Here is an 18556-nt window from a genome sequence, read left to right as displayed (position 1 = left end):
GGTTCACTATCAGGTTAATTCTGAATTCAGGCGTTATTGCAGCAATTATTTTTGAGGACTATATCAGATGAGAATAAGCGCGACTCTTAATATTTCTTCATAGTCATTATCCCAGCACAAATCAAACCGCCTGCCGCAAACCCAACCATGCTCATTAATCCTCCGGTGTAGCCACCGGTTAGGTTAATAAGAAATCCAATAAGAGTAGGCATTAAAGCTCCTACGCCGACAGAAATGCCGTTCAACACTCCTGAGCCCGTGCCGATTGCTTCTTTGGGAATAATTTTATTTACCAGCGACCACGTAACCGGCATCCCGCCGGCCCCAAGCATCGTGGCAATGGCGATTGCCCACGCTGCCGCTACGTTATCCGTCAATTGCGAACTTAGAAATATACCCCCGCCATAACCAAGCATAGCAATAATCTGGAAGGGCGACCGGCGACCAATTTTATCAGACAGTGCACCAATTAGCACAACCATGGCTGCTGCCCCTATCCAAGTCAGTGATGTAAAGTTCCCCATTGCCGACCAGGAAAAGCCCCGGGCAATCTTCAAATAAGACGGGAGCCAAGTTAGCAAACCCCAAAAAATAGCGCACTGACAACTATAGTATGCTGTCAATATCCAGAATTCCGCATTACCGGCTACTATTTTTAAGCCTTTTGCAAACGTCATTTTTTCAATTGTAGAACCTTGCTGTACTTGTTCCCGAGTAATGTAATCCAATTCCGCCTTGTTGACCCATCTCGACTGCGATGGACTGTCGGGCGCTAACCCCCAAAGAACAAAAAACATGAGCAGACTAGCTCCCCCTAAAGCGTAGAAAGTCATGTGCCAGCCCCAGTGAGTAAGAATAAATGCAAACAACGGCACAGCTATCGCTGGACCAATTTTGGGCCCCAGCAACCAAATTCCATTTGCTCGTCCATGCTCAGAAGAAGGAAACCAATTGCTTACGTATTTGGACTGCATTGGCCAGTGAATCCCTTCCCCTACGCCTAATATGACCCGTGTAAGCGCCAGCACCACAAATGAGCCAGCTAACGGCCCAACAAACATAGAAATACTCCACAAAAGAATCGCCAACCCCATTATCTTGCGCGGCCCAAAAATGTCTCCCAACGAACTAAACAAGAAACTCGATACACCATAACCAATTGTAAATATCGACATCAACAATCCAGCTTTGAGTGAATCACCTTGTATACCCATTTCTTTAAGAAAAGACGGATCAGCGATCAAAACGGAAACATTGAGCCTATCACAGTAAGAAACAGTACCAATCACGAGCAGAAGAAACGGTAGTGTCCACCGATAGCGCGTTGGTTTTTCGAGGGTTGTTGCGATACTATCACTTCTAACGCTAATATTTTCTTGCATCCCTTGATGTCCCCCTTAAGTTTATGACCTTTCGGATATCTACTGCTATCCTCAAGACGAGGCTTTTATCAATTGCAAAAATTCAGTTTTAATGAATCATTTGCGAATCTTGCAAGATTCAGTCTTTTAGAGATATAAATATCAGCAATCCAGCTTATTACATTTGCATCTAGATGTAATACCATGCAGAAAACATTTTGCATCAGGCAATGGGCTAAGAAGTTATGATACTCACATGCAATACTGGCCCAAGAGTGCTAGCTTACAGGTGTTATAACAAGGATTCGTCAAGGCGAGCGAGCCGTTCCTCGCTCTTACCCTTGACGAATACTATTCATTATGCCTTTAGCAAGCCGTACTGCACCAGCGCCTGCTTGATTTTTTCTTTCGACGCCTCGGTCAATGCACTTAACGGCGGTCTGGTACGATCGCAGGGAATCAATCCCATCATCTTCATCGCTGCTTTTACCGGTCCAGGATTTGTTTCCACAAATAACACTTCATTTACCGGCAGCATATTGTAATGCAAGTCCACCAATTTATCGATCTTTTTGGCCTTCCAGTAATCCCAAAGAGCTATTGACTCTTTTGGCAGAATATTAGCCGTCACATTGATGTGGCCCGCTCCACCAATGGCCATGACCGGATAGCATAGCAGTTCAATACCTGAATAAACCAGGAACTCCCTGCCACACGTATGAATTACGTGGTTAATATGCTCAAAATCTTTATTGGCCTCTTTTACACCAATAATGTTTTTGCAGTCTTTTACCAGCCGGGCCATTGTTTTGGGCTCAATATTCACCAGCGACCGGGCGGGAATATTGTAAAGAATAACTGGAATATCCACCGAATCAGCTACTGTTTTGTACCAGTCATAAATTCCCTGCTGATTTGGCCGGCTGTAATAAGGACAAATCACCAATACAGCATCTGCCCCTAATGCTTGCGCCCGCTTGGTCAAGTACAGCGTTTCGTCAAGATTAGCCGATCCTGTGCCGGGAGTAAAGGGCACTCTTCCTGCCACTGCTTTAGCCGCGGTTTCCATGATTAATTCACGTTCGGAAATACTTAACGCACTGGGCTCGCCGGTTGTACCGGCAACTGAAATCCCATGAGCCCCTTGCTCAATTTGCCAATTCACCAGCTTGGTCAACGTGTCATAATCCACCGCTAATTTTTCATCGAAAGGTGTAATAATCGGTGTAATTGAGCCTTTTAGTCTCTCGGTATTGTATTTCATTCTTGTTTCTCTCCCCGGCAGTTATTTATTAACGTCTACACATCCAGATTATAAGTAGGTTTCAACCGTTTCCCGGCCTCTACAACCATAGCCCCCATCGATACCACTTCACGGATATTCAGGCTACTGCGCTCCAAAACTAGTACATCAGCATCTTTACCCACTTGAATGCGCCCCTTAATATCGGCAAGTCCCAAAGCATCCGCCACATTGCTGGTAATATAGGATAACGACTCACTCATATCCATGCCTTTAGCAGTCATCTTTTTCAATTCATTGTGCAATAGGTTGAGCGGAAAGCGCTGGATGTTGTCCTTCCCAAACAGTGTGCTGACACCGTTGCCGTCGGTGCTGATGGTCATCAGTTTGGGATTAACCCCTTTATTTTTAAGAATATCAATAGCCTCAATCACTGCCGTTGCACGCTTGTAATCCGGTGGATAAAGGGCCGCAGTAACTTCGAAATATCCTCCGTGCTGCGCCCACTCAGGTGCTTGTTCCATTGTGACTTCATTACGATTGACATGCATTGGGTAAATATGTTTTATCAATACATCCGGTAATATTTCGAAGAGAGGTTGGAATCCACTGGGTTGATCCCCTAAATGGAATTGTACAACTCCCATTTTTCCACATATCCGTCCGGCTACATGGATATCAGCCACCAGTTTGCGCAAATCATCTATGGAAGGCTGGGTTGAGCGCTTATCGGAAATCGCCGGTTCACTAACACCAATCATTTCCGGAATCAGATACATATCCTTCCGCAAGCTACCAGTAACCGTATGTGGAGGAAGATCCATCCCCCCAGCTGTACAATAAGCGTTAAGATATCTTTCGCGCAAACTCTTAGCCTTGGCAACCAACCCCATTACATCCCGCGTTACGGTATCAATTCCAAGCGCTCCGACAACGGTCGTGGTACCTGCTAAAAAGGCCTCGGTTGCGGTAAGTTCCGGTGCCCGGCTGCCATATCCTGCACCACCGCCGCCGCCATACATGTGAACATGGGCATCAATAAAGCCAGGCACCAATAATGCCCCGTCGCAATCAACCACCTTCACCATTGCCTCATCTAACGGAAGATTGGACAGTTCCGTGCCTATGCTGATGATTTTTCCGGCAGCAATTAGAACGTCCTTTACTCCCAAAGCTTCAGGCGCAAATACTTCCGCGTTTTTGAACAAGATGCTCGGCATTGATTTGATCTGTTTTTCCATATTGATTTCCCCCTATGATTAGTTATTTAGCCAATAAGCTTTGACTTTTTTACCCTCCTTTGTATCATATATAATTTTATATTAAATTCTATTTTATTTTAATATAAATCATATATTATTTCAATAGTGTTTTTGAAATATTTCCGAATATTTTAGCACGCTTTTACAGGAATCCATCCCGTGCATTCATATGCTTATACACCTTACAATCATAAAAAAGCCCTGAAACTATAAGCACCGGAGTCTCCCCCGGTAGCTAATATGTTTCAGGGCTTTCTTGTTTTTTTAGCATTATTTTTCTTTTCTATAATCGCCTTTACCGTATTCAGTCGGTGCTGCCGCACAAAATCTTCAATCTCGCTAGCAGATACCTGATTCTTGAGCATTTCAAGCAATTGTTTGTGCTCCTCATTGGATGATTTAATTCGCTGGGGCACAAATGGAAAAACAGTTTTTCTCGCATGAGTCAGCCTATTCCATTCATCTTCAATCAAGTTCTGCAGATGGGAATTTTTACAATACGAAATCATTGTCGCATGAAAATTTCTGTTCAAACTTGCATATTTGTCAAAATCATAATCTTCCATGGCTAACGAGCTTTCCACCAGTATTTCTTCTAGTGCTGCAATGTTGCCCGAATCCATATACCGGCAAGCCTCTGCTGATGCATATCCCTCCAAAAGTGCCAGCACCGCCATTACATTGAAATATTCTTCCTCTTGATAAACTTGGACTACCGCCCCGCAATAGGGCTTATAGACAATAAGTCCTTCAGCCTCCAACTGACGAATCGCTTCCCGTACAGGAATAGGACTTATATTTAGCTCTTGGGCAATTCTACCTGCTACAATTCGATAACCCGGACCATATTCTCCATCTAAGATACGATTACGAATCACATTAAATGCATATTCTGTTTTGTTTCCATCTTTCTTGCTATAAGTACTCATGATTTAGTATTATATATTATTTGGATTAAATTACAAGTTGTTTTTCATTTTCTGTTTTTTCTTTTTCTTTTTTCAACTTGTGATTTTCAGTAGTTTTGAACGGTTCTACGAATCCATGGGAAATTAAGCACATTTACCAGGGGACAAGTTCATTCGTCTTTAATCTCAATAGCCCTCGTTCTGATTTTTACCCTATATATATGGCGCCTAATACCCGGCCGTATAAATACTAAGACTGTGCCAAAATTGGCTCAGTCTTTTATTTGTTCCTAACACTAGAACCATTATTTTAAATATTTACTTTATTTGTTTTACATATCCTTCCAATATCAATCAAATTATAATAGATTCATAGTTACTCCAAAGCCTCAGCACTGATTATGCGGAATATCTTCATTCAAACGCTCACAGTCAACGGGTTCATTCCATTTTTGTACCTTAAGAAAAGAGAAAGGAATGGTTATAACTATGAGCAAGTGGGAACGGATCTTTATTTTATCTTTATTTAGTATGTTTTCTTTATCCAGCCTGCCTGTACATGCCACTGGCCGGCCAACAACAATGGCTCCTAACGCAATGGTAGTGACACCGCACTATCTTGCCTCGCAAGCCGCCCTCCAAGTACTTGAGAATGGCGGGAATGCTGCTGAAGCAGCCATTGCCGCCGCTGCTGTAGTTAGTGTTGTATATCCCCATATGAATACAATAGGCGGAGATAATTTCTGGCTTCTTTATGATGCCAAAAACAAACAGCTAAAAGCTCTAAACGCAAGTGGCCGGTCCGGAGAAAAAGCTAATATAGAATTTTATAAAGCCCTCGGATTTAGCAAAATTCCCGCCAGAGGTTATCTTGCAGCCAATACTGTTCCTGGCGTAATTTCCGGCTGGTGGGAAATTTATAACTATTCCCAAAGAAATATGAACTCAAATATGTCTTGGGCGTCACTTTTAAAGAAAGCTATTAATTATGCCGAGAATGGTTTTTCGGTAACGCCAAGCCAGGAGTATTATACAAAAGTAAACATTGATAAAGAAGACAACGAATTCCGCAATCTTGGGCGTTTTGACGGTTTTAAGAAAACTTTCCTAAAACCTGACGGCGCCATCTATCAGGCAGGAGAGCTTTTTAAACAAAAAGACCTCGCTAAGACCTTAAGAATTATTGCCCTGCAAGGCGCAGACGGCTTTTATAAAGGTGAAATCGCTCAAAAAATCGTTACAGACCTGAAAGCAAATGGAGGAGTTTTAACTTTGGAGGATTTTTCCCGTCACAGAGCCGACTGGGTTGAGGCAATTACGACAGATTACCGCGGCTATACAGCCTATAACTTTCCGCCTAACACCCAAGGCATGGCATCTTTATCCATCCTCAACATCCTTAACAATTTCGATCTAAAATCAATGGGCGAAGGCAGCGCCGACTATTACCATGTTATCATCGAAGCCACCAAGCAAGCCTTTGCCGATCGTGATAAATGGCTAACTGATCCAGCCTTTGTCAAAATACCGGTTGATTCTCTTCTATCCAAAGAACACGGCGCCAAACTAGCTGCCCGGATAGATCTGCAAAAAGCGGCAATAGAGGTAAAGCCGCTTGATCCTAAAGGCGATACAATCTGGCTAGGAGTCGTTGATAAAGATGGCAACGCCGTCTCTTTAATTCAAAGTATTTATCATGATTACGGCTCCGGGATTGTCGCTGAAGATACAGGTGTACTGCTACAAAACAGAGGTAGTTTCTTCACGCTTGACCCTAACCATATTAATCATCTTGAACCCCGGAAACGTACCTTCCATACTCTTAATCCGGCAATGCTATTTAAAAACAACCAGCCTTACCTCGTTTACGGCACTATGGGCGGCGAAGGCCAGCCGCAAACCCAGGCTGCAATGGTAACCCGGATTGTTGATTTTAATTTTAGCGTCCAAGCAGCCATCGAAGCCCCTCGCTGGCTGCATGGGCGTACCTGGGGCACTTATTCCAATGATCTAAAAATTGAAGGCCGAGTCCCGCAAAAGATAATAGATGAACTTTTAAAGCGAGGCCATCCAGTCAAAGTAGTAGCCGACTATAGCGACACAATGGGGCATGCCGGCGCTATACTCATCAACCCCGAAAACAACATCAAATACGGCGGCGCAGACCCGCGCGGCGATGGAACAGCTGTTGGCTATTAATACTCCATCCTCCCGGACGGCACAGCAGGTTAAACATAGTAAGACCTCATATTTCTTAAAACTCCTGCCATTAACCGTGCACCGTATAGGATATTTGTTATACAACCGTAAAACGCCTGTCAAATTCATGCAGGATTTTGCAGGTGTTTCCTCTTTATCGGGAATTCATGGCAACAGGCCTGTTCTTGTGAAATTGCTATAGACAATCTCCATTGTCGGGGATATTATAAGTGTAGCTATTAAAGACACTTTACGTTAAAAACAGGTTATGGTGTATTAAAAGGAGACTTTGCAAGGCAGTTTTGACAGGAAGGTGCGTAGGTGGTAATGGAAATAGTAACTCTTGAGCAGTCATATGCAAAGTTAAAAATGATTCTGGATAATCCTTTTGAGGGAAGCATGGCGATTGACGAAACCGGAACAGTTTTTTTCGCCAACTCATTCTTTTTGGATATTCTGGGTCGAGCTGAGCAGGACGTTGTCGGCCAAAAAATTTGGGATGTGGTTCCAGCCTGCAGATTGTTTGAGACGGTCGGACAAGGCTATTCGATATGGGGGGAAACTCTAACAATTAACGCCAAAGAATTTCTCGTGGCGCGGTTTCCCTTAAAAAAAGACGGGCGGACTGTGGGAGCCATGGTTAAAACCTTGTTTCCCGATCAAAGTACCGCCAAGGAAATTATGAATAAGGTGTCCCGGCCGGGGAAACCGGAAAACGGCACAAAAAATGCTCTTTGTACCTGCCGGGATATTATTGGGGAAACGCCCCCCATGTTATATGTAAAAAAATTGGCCCGGCGGGCTTCCCGGACAAGTTCGACCTTGCTCATTACCGGGGAAAGCGGCACCGGCAAAGAGATTATCGCCCAGGCCATTCATACCCGCTCAGTCCGACGGGAAGGCCCGTTTATCAGTGTAAACTGCGGCGCCATTCCGGAAAATCTCCTTGAATCGGAATTGTTCGGCTATGTGGACGGTGCGTTTACCGGGGCTAAAAGAGGCGGCAAACCCGGAAAATTTGAATTGGCTGACGGCGGCACGATTTTACTGGATGAAATTGGCGACATGCCTTTATTTATGCAGGTAAAATTGCTGCGAGTACTGCAGGACCGGGAAGTTTGGCGAATTGGGGCCACGGCTCCGACCAAACTCGACGTCCGGGTTATGGCCTCTACGCACACCGATCTGGTACAACTGGTGAAGGAAAAGCGTTTTCGCGAAGACCTTTATTACCGGTTAAACGTATTAGAAATCGAGATGCCGGCTTTGCGGGAGAGGATTGAGGATTTACCGCTGTTAATCAACGCCCTGATTGAACGCATCAATCACAAAATCGGCGCTGATGCAGTTGGCTTATCGCCAGAATCCCTGGACATTATGAAAAAATACAGCTGGCCGGGAAATGTGCGGGAACTGGAAAACCGGTTAGAGCAGGCCATCAACTGGAGTGATGACCATATTGTTGATATTCGCAATATTCCGGTCAGGCCGTGGGAAGAAGAAGAAAGCAGCAATTTACCGGCTCATGCTGACATGGGGTTCCGGGATTGTATTCAGGGAACCGAGCGGGATTTGATTGCAAGCGCCTTGGAACAAACCAAGGGAAACAAGGCGCAAGCAGCACGAATGCTGAATATGCAACGGTCTGTACTATATAAAAAGATAGGCAAATTAGGATTATAAGTGTATCCTTTGGGTACACCTGTCTCCTATCAATACAGCAATAAGGCCCCCGGGGTAGAAACCCGGGGGCTTTTCCTGTCCGCTAATAGAACAAAACTTTTGCTTGTATACGGGCGGCGCCGGCTTTACGCTTTCGCCTAAAGCCCGGAACTGACCGTTTTTTTATCCTGATAGAAAGTATAACTTTCGCCTGGATAAGGGCAACATCGGCTTCCGCTTTCGCCAAAGGCTCGGCGCAAGCCGTGTTTTCTTTACAGCAGAATCAATATTTTAATAAACCTAAGAATTTGGCATAGTTATTGCAGTACAAACTAGTGCTGATGGCCATCAGTTTCAGCCAACGAAAGATTAGTATCTGAAGGAGGGAAAGTTAGTGTCTAAATTTACTAACAAAGTTAAGTCCATTGATGAAGCACTCCGTTGCATTCCCAAGAGCGGCGCGACAATTATGATGGGTGGATTTGTTGGCGCGGCGGAGCCGACGTGCTGTATCGAGTGGCTGATCAAAAATCAAATCAATGAAATAACCCTGATTACCAATGAGCCGGGCTTGAGCGGATTTGGCCGGGCTATGTTATACAAAAACGGCCTGGTGCGCGAGCTTATTTCCAGTCATGTTGGCACAACCCAGGAATCAACCGATGAATATCTGCAAGGCAGCCTGAAAGTGGAGCAGTTTTATCCCATGGGTACCTGGATCGAAAAAGTACGGGCAGGCGCTATGGGGCTCGGCGGCGTACTCGTACCGGTTGGCGTAGGCATACTGGATGATCCTGAACTGTTTCCCGACCTGAAAGAACCAAAACAAATCATCGAAGTAAACGGTATCAAGTGTTTTGTGGAAGCCGCGCTGAGAGCGCCGGTCGGTCTTGTCAAAGCATGGCGCGCCGATGAAACCGGCAATCTCGAATACCGGCACACCAGTGTAAATTGCAATCCAATGGTAGCGATGGCCTGCGATTATACCGTTGCCGAGGTGGAAGAAATTGTTCCGGTCGGTACGATTCCGCCGGAACGGGTCGGGACACCGGCGCCGTTTGTGCAAGCCGTTGTCAAGGGGCTAAGTTTAGAGCAGCATGATGATATTTACCGTCAGCACTGGCTGAAGATTGGTAAATTGACCCCCGAAAAATAAGAGTTTTAGGAGGGATGACATGGACCCGAGAGTATTAATAGCCAAACGTGTCGCACAAGAATTTAAGGACGGACAACTTGTCAATTTAGGATTTGGGATGCCGACACAAGCATCCAATTACTTGCCTCAGGGTGTTAAGGTCATGTTTCATGCGGAAAACGGCGTCTTTGGCGTTGGCCCCAGGCCTGCCGCCTCAGCGGCTAGCGCCGATGTGACAAACGCCGGCTCAGAACCTGTCACCTTGCTGCCGGGAGCAGCCATAATGGATTTGGCTACTTCCCTGGGGGCTATGCGGAGTGGAATTTTAGACATCACAGTTCTTGGCGCTCTGGAAGTGGATCAGTTAGGCAACATCGCCAACTGGGCGGTACGGCGCCATGGCAAATGGTGGCCTGGCATTGGCGGCGCCATGGATCTGTGTTATGGTACGGAACAAGTTGTCGCCTGCCTCATGCATACCGACAAAGATGGCGCGTCAAAAGTGTTGAAAAAATGCACCCTGCCGCTGACTGGAAAAAGTTGCGTTAAGACGATAATTACCGATAAGGCGGTTTTTAAGGTTGGGGAAAATGTCCTTATTTTAAAGGAGCATGCTCCCGGTGTGACGCTGGAGGAAATTAAAACCTGCACCGAGGCCGACTTTATTGTTGCTGATACATTTTGCGAGATGAACGTATAATCAGCAGGTTATATGGGGGGAGGTCTGTCCGCCAGGCCTCTCAAACACAGTACACCGGGAGGGATTTTATGAGTATCTCAGATCATCACACAGGTAGTAAGCCTGTGGAAAACGCAGTATTATTTTGTAAAAAACATCTGCAGCCCATTGCCAGAGAGTTGGATGCTGCCGGACGATTTCCCGTTGAGCTTTTAGGGATAATGGGTGAGTCAGGCTTTTTCGGTATGAACTATAGCCCGGAATATGGCGGCGGCGGTTATGATTCTGTCACCAGCCATCTGGCAGCCAAAGAAATCGCCAAAGTGAGCCCCGGGGTGGCCTTAACCCTCCATGTACATTGGATGGCGGTCGATGTTTTAGTTAAATTCGGCACGGAGGAGCAGAAACGGCAATACCTGCCTGAATTGCTGCAGGGCAAAAAGATTGCGGCCTATACTGTCAGCGAGGCCCAGGCCGGCTCCGACGCTGCAGCCATTAAGGCAACCGCCGTGAGTACAGAGGCTGGCTGGCTTTTAAACGGGTCTAAATATTTTTGTACGAATGGCGGCTTAGCCGATCTTTACTTTGTTGCTTTGAAGACAGATGCTGAAGCCGGGGCCAAAGGCATTAGCATGTTTATCGTGGAAAAAGGCCGGCCTGGTTTTAAGATAGGCGCCCCTGAAGAAAAAATGGGCTGCAGAAGCTCGTATACCACCGGGCTGCTATTTGACAATTGTGTAATACCCCCCGAGAATTTGCTGGGTAATGCCAATGAAGGCTTCAAAATTGCTATGTACGGTTTGGTTGGCGGCCGTTTGGGAATGGCAGCTATGGGACTGGGCATTGCCGAAGCTGCTCTGGAAACTTCAGCGAAATATGCCAATCGCCGCAGTGCTTTTGGCAAGCCATTGAGTACACTGTTTGCAGTGCAGGAGATGCTGGCGGATATGTATGTAAAAGTGGAAGCCGCTAACCTGCTGGTAAACGAAACTGCCAGAAAAAGAGACAGTGGCCGGGATTATGCGCTGGATACCTCGGTTGCCAAGCTTTTTGTCGCTGAAGTGGTTAGTGAAGTATGCCATAAGGCCTTGCAGATATTCGGCGGCCACGGTTACATGAAATACAATGATGTAGAGCGGTATGCCCGGGATGCAAGACTGCTTGACATCGGCGTCGGGGCATCGGAAGTGCTAAAAATGGTTGTTGGTTCGTCAGTTGCGAAAATTAAAGGCAGCAATCCGGTGTAAAAACAGAAACTCCTGCCAAATCCACATACGGAATCCGGCGGGAGTTTATTTCTATTCCTGGATCAGGGGAACGGTAAGGCTGCCCATCGGCATAAGGATAATACCGGGCTCGGCTGATCCCAGTTTAGCAAACGCTAACTGTAACGCCTCAGTCATGTCTTTAGCCGGTGTAAACAACAGCTGTTGGGCAAGCGCCGGCTCCATGGAAGAAATTAGAATAAACTCGGCTTTCTTCATTAAACGGGTAACCGCGTACGCCTTATGGGCGCCTATCTGGAAATCGGCTTTGATGGCGGCTTCGACCTCGCCGGGCGCCCTATATTTTTGCATGGTTTTTTCGTAAGTTGCCGATCCCGAGCCTTCCGCACATTCCCCCAGAATAATGACCACTCCGCCCTCCCGGACGGCGCACCAGGCATTATCCATGGTTTTTTGCAATTGATATACGTTGATATCTTTCGGATAACCGCCGCACGAGGCAATTACCAGATCGGCTTCTTTTGCCACGGGAGCGCCGTAGACTTGATTCACAAAATCGCAGCACTCTTTATGCGCCAGCAGATAATCGCCGGCAAACACCCTGAGAAATTCTTTCTTTTCGTTGAGAACAACATTCAGCAAAAAGGCCGGCCGATGCATTTCCGTGCCTTCTACCTGATCGTGATAGACAGGGTTTCCCGCCAGCTTACCGATCATGGCCCCGGGTTCAAGCATCAAACTGTGATTTTTGCGCACCGTCTCATAAGCGGCAACCCCTGGCAGCATAGCCTTGCGGCCCCCGCCAAAACCGGAAAAAAAGTGATGAACTACGCTGCCGGTACAAATAATATGGTCAGCTTCCACTACTTTGTTATTAAAATAAACCGGCGTGCCGTACGATGTTGTGCCAAAAAACTGAAACTGGCTACTATCCTTGCAGTCACTGTTATACATTTTTACTCTTTGGGCGACTTCAGCGCCGACTTCTCCGATCATTTCCTCTTCCGTCATCAGCCGATGCGTACCCAGAGCAAAGACAATCCAGATATCCTGGTCCCCAACCCCGGCGGCATTAAGTTCATCAAGCAGTACCGGTAAAAAAACATGACTGTTGGCTACGCGGGTGGTGTCATTAACAATAAGCGCCGCAGTCTCGCCCGGCTTTACAATCTCCCGCAGCGGTTTTGAGCCAATGGGATTGCGAATGGCCTCTCTGACCGCCTCTACGGGATCAGACAAAACCGGAAAGTCTTTAATGCCGAGCTCTGCAATTATTAAGTCTGTATCTAAAGTAAAGTCGATCTTACTCCTACCGTATTTATACGCATATTTTTTTTGCACAGTTCTTGCTCCCTCCCGTTTTCAGATCCTCTCCAATATTAATTTACCCCACACTTTCGAAAAATCCCGCCAACGCTTCTCAGTCTTTTGTAAATTATCTACAAAATAGATATAGCTCTACCGCCAGGTAACACATACGCAAAAAGGCTAAGCGCTCCCAGTTGGAACGCTTAGCCTTTGATATTCTGATCAAGCCCTTCGATTATAGCACATAATTAATCTACTAAGTAACATTTATTCCGCAACATATGACTGTTGCCTGCGAAGCGGCAAACTCCGCTCTTCTGTCAGCTGGGTCTTAAGCGCCAGCGCGTCAGGATGGGTAAGCCACCTCTTTACCAGTCCCGCAACCAGGGCAATTCCCAGGACAATTCCGGCCGTAACCTGAAATCCCGTATGCCAGTCAGTTTCCACCCTTGACCAGGATATGGCGGCGGCACATGAATACCATAGCCAGGAAAGCCGTGGAAAATAAAAGGATAGCAAAAAAGCCATACCAAAGGCATGCGTCGCATGCCCGCTCGGAAAACCGCCGGTACCGCCGTTTGGCCGAAGGTACCAGGGCTCCAAATGAAGCAGCTTAATTCCCTGGACGGAAAGCCACACCAGCAAATCCAAGGTCAGGGTCAGTTTAATAATACTCGTCAGTCGCTTGCGCCAGGCCCAGCCGATAATAAGCAGATTGGAAAGGATCAAAAACAGGTCGTTTCCCGTACTGCCCAAAAAGTTGCCTACAGTCCAAACCACAGCATGCTGTGATGGCTGCAGGGTAAGAACTATGCTGCTGGTAGCCCCGCCGGCAAGAAATGCTGCCAGTATGGCTCTGCCAAGAGGTTCCCTATAATCCAAGCCGGCCCGCAAAACTTTCATGAGTGCTCCTCCAACTGCATTATTGCCCATAGGGCATGGGGAAATTCCCGCTAAAATCTTCGGCGTATAATACTACCACATTGAACTCCGGCATCCCGGCCCGTGTTATCGGGATCTCGCCAACCTGCCGGATGGCCGCAAAATGAGGCCTGTACTGAGGCAATACGTTATCAACAATATCTTTCCGGCCAATAATGAGGGCATTTTTCCCCTGCCAGTCCGCCGGCTTATTCAGGAAAGCGAAATGGTGCGGTTCGTTATTCAGACATACTACCGGCAATTTGCCACCTAAAATATAATCTATTTTCCCGGCATCGATCCAATGGGCGGCAACCACAAACTGCGCCCGGGAATCCAGCAAACCCTGCCGGACAAGGTATCCCGGCAGTTCCCGCCAGTCCAGAGCCTCCGTTGACGCATCGCCTGTCTGGAACCACTGCGGCGCAACCTGCTTCAGCCAGCCGGTTGCTGTATGGCTACCCAATACGGCTATCAACAGCAGGAAAATAGCCACAGAACTTATCAGCCAACAGCGGGCAATCTTACTGCCTTTTTCCAGCCAGACACCGGCGACGCGGCCCAACAAAGGCATTGCCAGGAGATATCCCGGCGCCTGCCAATGAAACAATCCCTGCGCCCCCCACAGTGCTGCTGCGGTAAAAAAGGCGATCGGGCCGGCGGCCAGACAGCATAGAAACCACTGTCTGCCGTGAAGGGGTTCGGTCCTGGCATCACCCGGACCGGCTAAAGCTCCCTTCAACAGAACCCACACCAGCGGTCCCCATATCCAGGGTAAAACCCACATCGCCTGGCCGGCGATATTACCTAACATTGTTAACGGATAAAATCCAGTTATAGCTCCCCGGCCGCTTTGAAACAGAAAGGATACCCAGTGATGTTCCTGATTCCAGAGCAATACGGGCAAAAATACAATTGCGACCGTCCCTGCAGCAAGATAAGGCCCGCTAGTGAGCAGCAGCCGACGGTACTCTTTTGTCGAAAGCATAAAAAGCAAACTGCCGAAAATCAGAAATACCGCCTGATATTTTGCCAGCATTCCCAGGCCGGTCAACAGGCCGGCCGCCAGCCAAAGCCGCCAGGACGGACTTGCATTCGCCATGAAGAACAGGCGTGCCAATACTAAAGCAGCCGCCGTCATCAGGAACATTAACGGCCCGTCAGGCAAAAGCCAGCTGCCGGTACTAAGGCTAAAAACAGCCGATATGTTCAGAATCAGGGCGGCATATACTCCGGCCCATTCGCCGAAAAGCATCCGGCCGAGACAAAACATCAGCCAGGTTGTAGCAGCAAACATGCCGATAAACGGCAGACGCAGCACCAGAGCATTTTCGCTGCCGGCAATATGAGCAGTCAGCCAAATTAGCCAAAAATGCAGCGGCGGATGGTCAAAATAACTTAGGCTCAAAGTACGGGCTACGACTGCCACATAAGATTCATCCACGCCGAGGCCGATAGCGCCGGCTAAAGCAATACGACCGGCAGTGCCAATCAGGATAATCAGCATTACTACAGTTTGCGGGGATTTAAAATTCATATTGGGCTCTCCTGTAGAAATTAGCCATTACGGATGCGTCCAATTCGTCTCCGGGCAAATAATGGCTTTACACCCCGCGGCCTTCAGACGGCTTTTCCCGGCCCGGAGCTTTAAAACCATCCATATGGCTTCCAGAAAGATCTTACGCGACATTTTTGATTGGCCCGCCGCCCGCTCCTCAAAAGTGATCGGAACTTCCCTGATGATAAAGGCCTGGAGGAAAGCGCGGTACGTCAGTTCGATTTGAAAGGAGTAACCGTTAGACCGGATATCATCCAAATCAATGCTCATTAATACTTCCCGGCGAAAACATTTATAGCCGCCGGTTAGATCCCGGAACGGAAGCCCCAGAATAATGCGCGAGTAAAGACTTCCCCCCAGACTGATCAGCCGGCGAATCATACTCCAGTTCGTAATGCCGCCGCCAGGAACATAACGGCTGCCCAGTACAAGGTCGGCTCTCTCGGCTGTGGCCAGTAATTGCTTTAAATATTTAGGGTTGTGAGAGAAATCAGCATCCATTTCCAGGATATATTGATACTCCCTCGCCAGTGCCCATTTAAAGCCGGCAATATAGGCTGAGCCCAGTCCCAGTTTTCCCGGGCGCGCCAACAGGAACAGCCTGCCGGCATATTGAGTCTCTATGAGTTCACAAACCAGCCCGCCGGTACCGTCAGGTGAATTGTCATCGACAATAAGAACATGAAACCCTTCCTCCTGCTGAAAAATAAGCGCCAGCAAATCCGCTATATTCTTGCGTTCATTATAGGTTGGTATAACAATTAGCCTCATAAATTCAGCCAGACCTCTTTTCGGTGTTTATAGCGCTTCCCGTCCAAACGTCGTTTAACACTTGCCGGTGTTTAGCTGATACAGCAAGGATATGGCGCTCTCCAGCCGGACAGTTTGCTGCTCTTCACCCAGAAAAATCCACCAGGCATGTTTATCGTCACAGACTTCAAAGTCATATTCAAACTCGGTTGATATGGTTGGCAGCCTTTCAATGGGGAAAAACAAATCGGCTGCTTCCCCATCAACCCGGCCATGAAAAAAAAGTCCTTCCTGTCGCAGGCTCACATAGCCACAACCGCAGCTGCGAAATGAGCCGTAAAACTTATCGGCAACCCGCAGTTCTGTTACCAGCGCCTGGATAAGAAATTTTTTGTCATGCACCTGCTCGCTCATATATTCACGTTGCCAGGCAGTCCATTTTACCGGATCAGCGAACACTACACAGGTAGGATCAGCAGGTTCCAAAAAACCGTACTCGTCTACAATGGCGGCATTCCCACACGCGCTGCAGTACAATTCTCTGCCTTTGCTGCGCATACTTTGCTCGGCTGAACAACGCGGGCACTGGTGCAAAATAAGCTGAAGCTTCTCGGCCGCACGCTGGTGAGAATAACGGTTCCTGGCCAAACGATTCCAGTCATAGTCATTATAAGTCAGGGCCTGACAGACTATCGAATAGATTTGCCCGGCATCCAGCACGTCAATATCTGCCGGGGAAAGAATCTGCCCGGCCACCGTTTCCACTCGTCCCCTGCGCCAGAAAGCAGACCAGCGGGGCCAGGCAAGATAGCCGCCATTTGTTTTAACGGCAACAACGGGAACTTTCATTTTTTTTATAAACCGGGCGACGGATTCGGGTATATCGCAGCAACTGCCGTCAATCGACCGGCGTCCTTCCGGAAAAATACCGACAACATCGCCCCGGGCTATTGCCGCCAGCGCGCCCCGGGTAGAACGAACGTCCGGTAAAAACTGTATTTTAGGTATTGCGCCGCAAAGCCTCAATATGCTGCCAATAACCCTCTGGCGAAAATAAAAGTTTGTGGTAAGGAAATAACAGGGGTACTCCGCTATTGCACATTGTACCAACGCCGGATCGAGAAAGGATGTATGATTCCCGAGAACAATAAATGGCGGCTTTATATCTTTAATACCGCTGCTGTCGAAGCTCGCACTTCCTTTCAATATCCAGTGAACGACAACAGACGCCGCTGCTGTCTGCAGCCATCCCAATATATTACGCTTTATGCGGGAAGCAGCTTTATAAATGCCTGGCTTCATCCTATTGGCTCCTTATCTCAGGCTATAGCCTCCTAAAGCTGGCTTTTACCCGGCCTTCCCCCGGGTTACCCAGGCAGGGAATTTTTGCACATCAAAGATTGTAAAAAAATCAAATACCGGCGGATTGAAATCCACATCCATCGACGGTTCGCTAATAAATTCAGCGCCATATTTATAATAAGCCAGCATAAGTGTTGACATCTTCTTTAAAATGGCCCGCTGGCTGATTTGAGCAACAGTAAACTCACCGGAAGTAACAGCGGTTAAGTCCAACTGCTGTTTGGGTTTTATCCCAAATGCCATATTAACGACATTGTTGCCAATTAAATACTGCGCGATCGCGCCAATATCGTTTTTAGCGTCTGCCGGCAGTGTTGTCAGCCCAATTAGATATTTATGGGGATTGCTCTTTAAGTATGTACCTAAGCCGGCGAACAACAACTTGAAAACGCTGGTATTCCTATACTGAACATCAATACAGGCTCGCCCAAGCTCGAGAATCTGCGTTCTCTTATCCTTCAGTTGGCCGATATCAAACCATTGCTCAGAGTAAAAACCGCTGCCTTGCGGCAGCCTGCCTCCCGGCAGAAAACGGAAGGTGCCGACACAGCGGTTATGTTCCACATCGCTAATAACCAAGTGGTCGCATAATTCGTCAAAACAATCAATTTCCCCGTCATTGTCTGCCGCAAACTCATTTTTCTTCCCGGCAAAGTTAAGTTCCTGACAATACACACTATACCGCAAAGCGTAAATTTGTTTTTTCTCCATTGCTGTTTCCGCAAGCTTCAAAAGAAATTTACCTTCCCGCATTTCCATCAGCAGCACCTCATCCCACTTCTTGATGTTACCATGCAAAATTATTCACCTAACTAATGAAGTCATTGTCTGGTTCATTTAGTAAAAATATCAATTAGTGAAAACGCTCCCGGCCCGCCGGTAATAACTTCCGCTGGCTGGTTGAGTCTTTGCAATTGCCAATCGTGGCGCTTAGTCCTTAAGCCGGCTAATCAGCTTAAGGACGGGAGGCGGAATGCTGTAA

General features: G+C 47.3%; 15 protein-coding genes. 5 read left to right on the top strand and 10 right to left on the bottom strand.

What is annotated here, in order from left to right; translation table 11 throughout:
- Positions 1 to 86 precede the first annotated feature (86 nt).
- The 4 genes from SATMO3_RS06675 to SATMO3_RS06660 all read right to left on the bottom strand — a co-directional run bounded on the left by SATMO3_RS06675 (position 87) and on the right by SATMO3_RS06660 (position 4795).
- Entirely contained in the window at positions 87 to 1382 is a 1296-nt protein-coding gene (locus SATMO3_RS06675; RefSeq protein ID WP_371379238.1) for an MFS transporter, read from the bottom strand.
- Positions 1383 to 1719: 337 nt separating this feature from the next.
- Positions 1720 to 2625 (bottom strand): 4-hydroxy-tetrahydrodipicolinate synthase, encoded by a 906-nt coding sequence (dapA, locus tag SATMO3_RS06670; RefSeq protein ID WP_371379235.1) that lies wholly within the window; start codon positions 2623 to 2625, stop codon positions 1720 to 1722.
- Between the two features lie 35 nt (positions 2626 to 2660).
- Positions 2661 to 3845, bottom strand: a complete 1185-nt coding sequence (locus tag SATMO3_RS06665; RefSeq protein WP_371379232.1) for an amidohydrolase family protein — start codon at positions 3843 to 3845, stop codon at positions 2661 to 2663.
- Between the two features lie 266 nt (positions 3846 to 4111).
- The gene (locus SATMO3_RS06660; protein WP_371379230.1) at positions 4112 to 4795 is read right to left on the bottom strand and encodes a GntR family transcriptional regulator; all 684 of its coding nucleotides are present in this window, start codon (positions 4793 to 4795) and stop codon (positions 4112 to 4114) included.
- 468 nt (positions 4796 to 5263) lie between these two features.
- Here SATMO3_RS06660 and ggt point away from each other — a divergent pair, with 468 nt between their 5' ends.
- The 5 genes from ggt (at position 5264) to SATMO3_RS06635 (ending at position 11696) form a co-directional block, all read left to right on the top strand.
- Positions 5264 to 6973 (top strand): gamma-glutamyltransferase, encoded by a 1710-nt coding sequence (gene ggt / locus SATMO3_RS06655; RefSeq protein WP_371379227.1) that lies wholly within the window; start codon positions 5264 to 5266, stop codon positions 6971 to 6973.
- Between the two features lie 327 nt (positions 6974 to 7300).
- Positions 7301 to 8656, top strand: a complete 1356-nt coding sequence (locus tag SATMO3_RS06650; protein ID WP_371379225.1) for a sigma-54 interaction domain-containing protein — start codon at positions 7301 to 7303, stop codon at positions 8654 to 8656.
- Between the two features lie 373 nt (positions 8657 to 9029).
- Positions 9030 to 9791 carry a CoA transferase subunit A gene (locus tag SATMO3_RS06645; RefSeq protein ID WP_371379221.1) on the top strand — a complete coding sequence of 254 codons (762 nt, stop codon included), beginning with the start codon at positions 9030 to 9032 and terminating at the stop codon, positions 9789 to 9791.
- Positions 9792 to 9810: 19 nt separating this feature from the next.
- Positions 9811 to 10470 (top strand): 3-oxoacid CoA-transferase subunit B, encoded by a 660-nt coding sequence (locus tag SATMO3_RS06640; protein ID WP_371379219.1) that lies wholly within the window; start codon positions 9811 to 9813, stop codon positions 10468 to 10470.
- 68 nt (positions 10471 to 10538) lie between these two features.
- Positions 10539 to 11696, top strand: coding sequence for an acyl-CoA dehydrogenase family protein (locus tag SATMO3_RS06635; protein WP_371379216.1), 1158 nt, complete (start codon positions 10539 to 10541; stop codon positions 11694 to 11696).
- 51 nt (positions 11697 to 11747) lie between these two features.
- On the opposite strand, the gene larA is transcribed toward SATMO3_RS06635, so the two are convergent.
- The 6 genes from larA to SATMO3_RS06605 form a co-directional block, all read right to left on the bottom strand.
- Positions 11748 to 13016: a nickel-dependent lactate racemase gene (gene larA, locus SATMO3_RS06630; protein ID WP_371379213.1), complete on the bottom strand. Its 1269-nt coding sequence runs from the start codon at positions 13014 to 13016 to the stop codon at positions 11748 to 11750.
- A 234-nt stretch (positions 13017 to 13250) separates the two neighbouring features.
- Positions 13251 to 13886 (bottom strand): phosphatase PAP2 family protein, encoded by a 636-nt coding sequence (locus SATMO3_RS06625; RefSeq protein ID WP_371379209.1) that lies wholly within the window; start codon positions 13884 to 13886, stop codon positions 13251 to 13253.
- Between the two features lie 19 nt (positions 13887 to 13905).
- A complete protein-coding gene (locus tag SATMO3_RS06620) occupies positions 13906 to 15441 on the bottom strand; it encodes a glycosyltransferase family 39 protein (RefSeq protein ID WP_371379206.1) in 1536 nt (511 codons plus the stop codon).
- A gap of 27 nt (positions 15442 to 15468) precedes the next feature.
- Positions 15469 to 16233 (bottom strand): polyprenol monophosphomannose synthase, encoded by a 765-nt coding sequence (locus SATMO3_RS06615; RefSeq protein WP_371379203.1) that lies wholly within the window; start codon positions 16231 to 16233, stop codon positions 15469 to 15471.
- Positions 16234 to 16287: 54 nt separating this feature from the next.
- On the bottom strand, positions 16288 to 17514 hold the full coding sequence (locus SATMO3_RS06610) for a lysophospholipid acyltransferase family protein (RefSeq protein ID WP_371379200.1): 1227 nt from the start codon (positions 17512 to 17514) through the stop codon (positions 16288 to 16290).
- 45 nt (positions 17515 to 17559) lie between these two features.
- Positions 17560 to 18372 (bottom strand): GNAT family N-acetyltransferase, encoded by an 813-nt coding sequence (locus SATMO3_RS06605; protein ID WP_371379197.1) that lies wholly within the window; start codon positions 18370 to 18372, stop codon positions 17560 to 17562.
- Positions 18373 to 18556 lie beyond the last annotated feature (184 nt).

Origin of the sequence: Sporomusa aerivorans (assembly GCF_041428895.1) — a bacterium.
GTDB classification, from domain to species: domain Bacteria; phylum Bacillota; class Negativicutes; order Sporomusales; family Sporomusaceae; genus Sporomusa; species Sporomusa aerivorans.
This window is presented reverse-complemented; position numbering and strand designations above follow the sequence as displayed.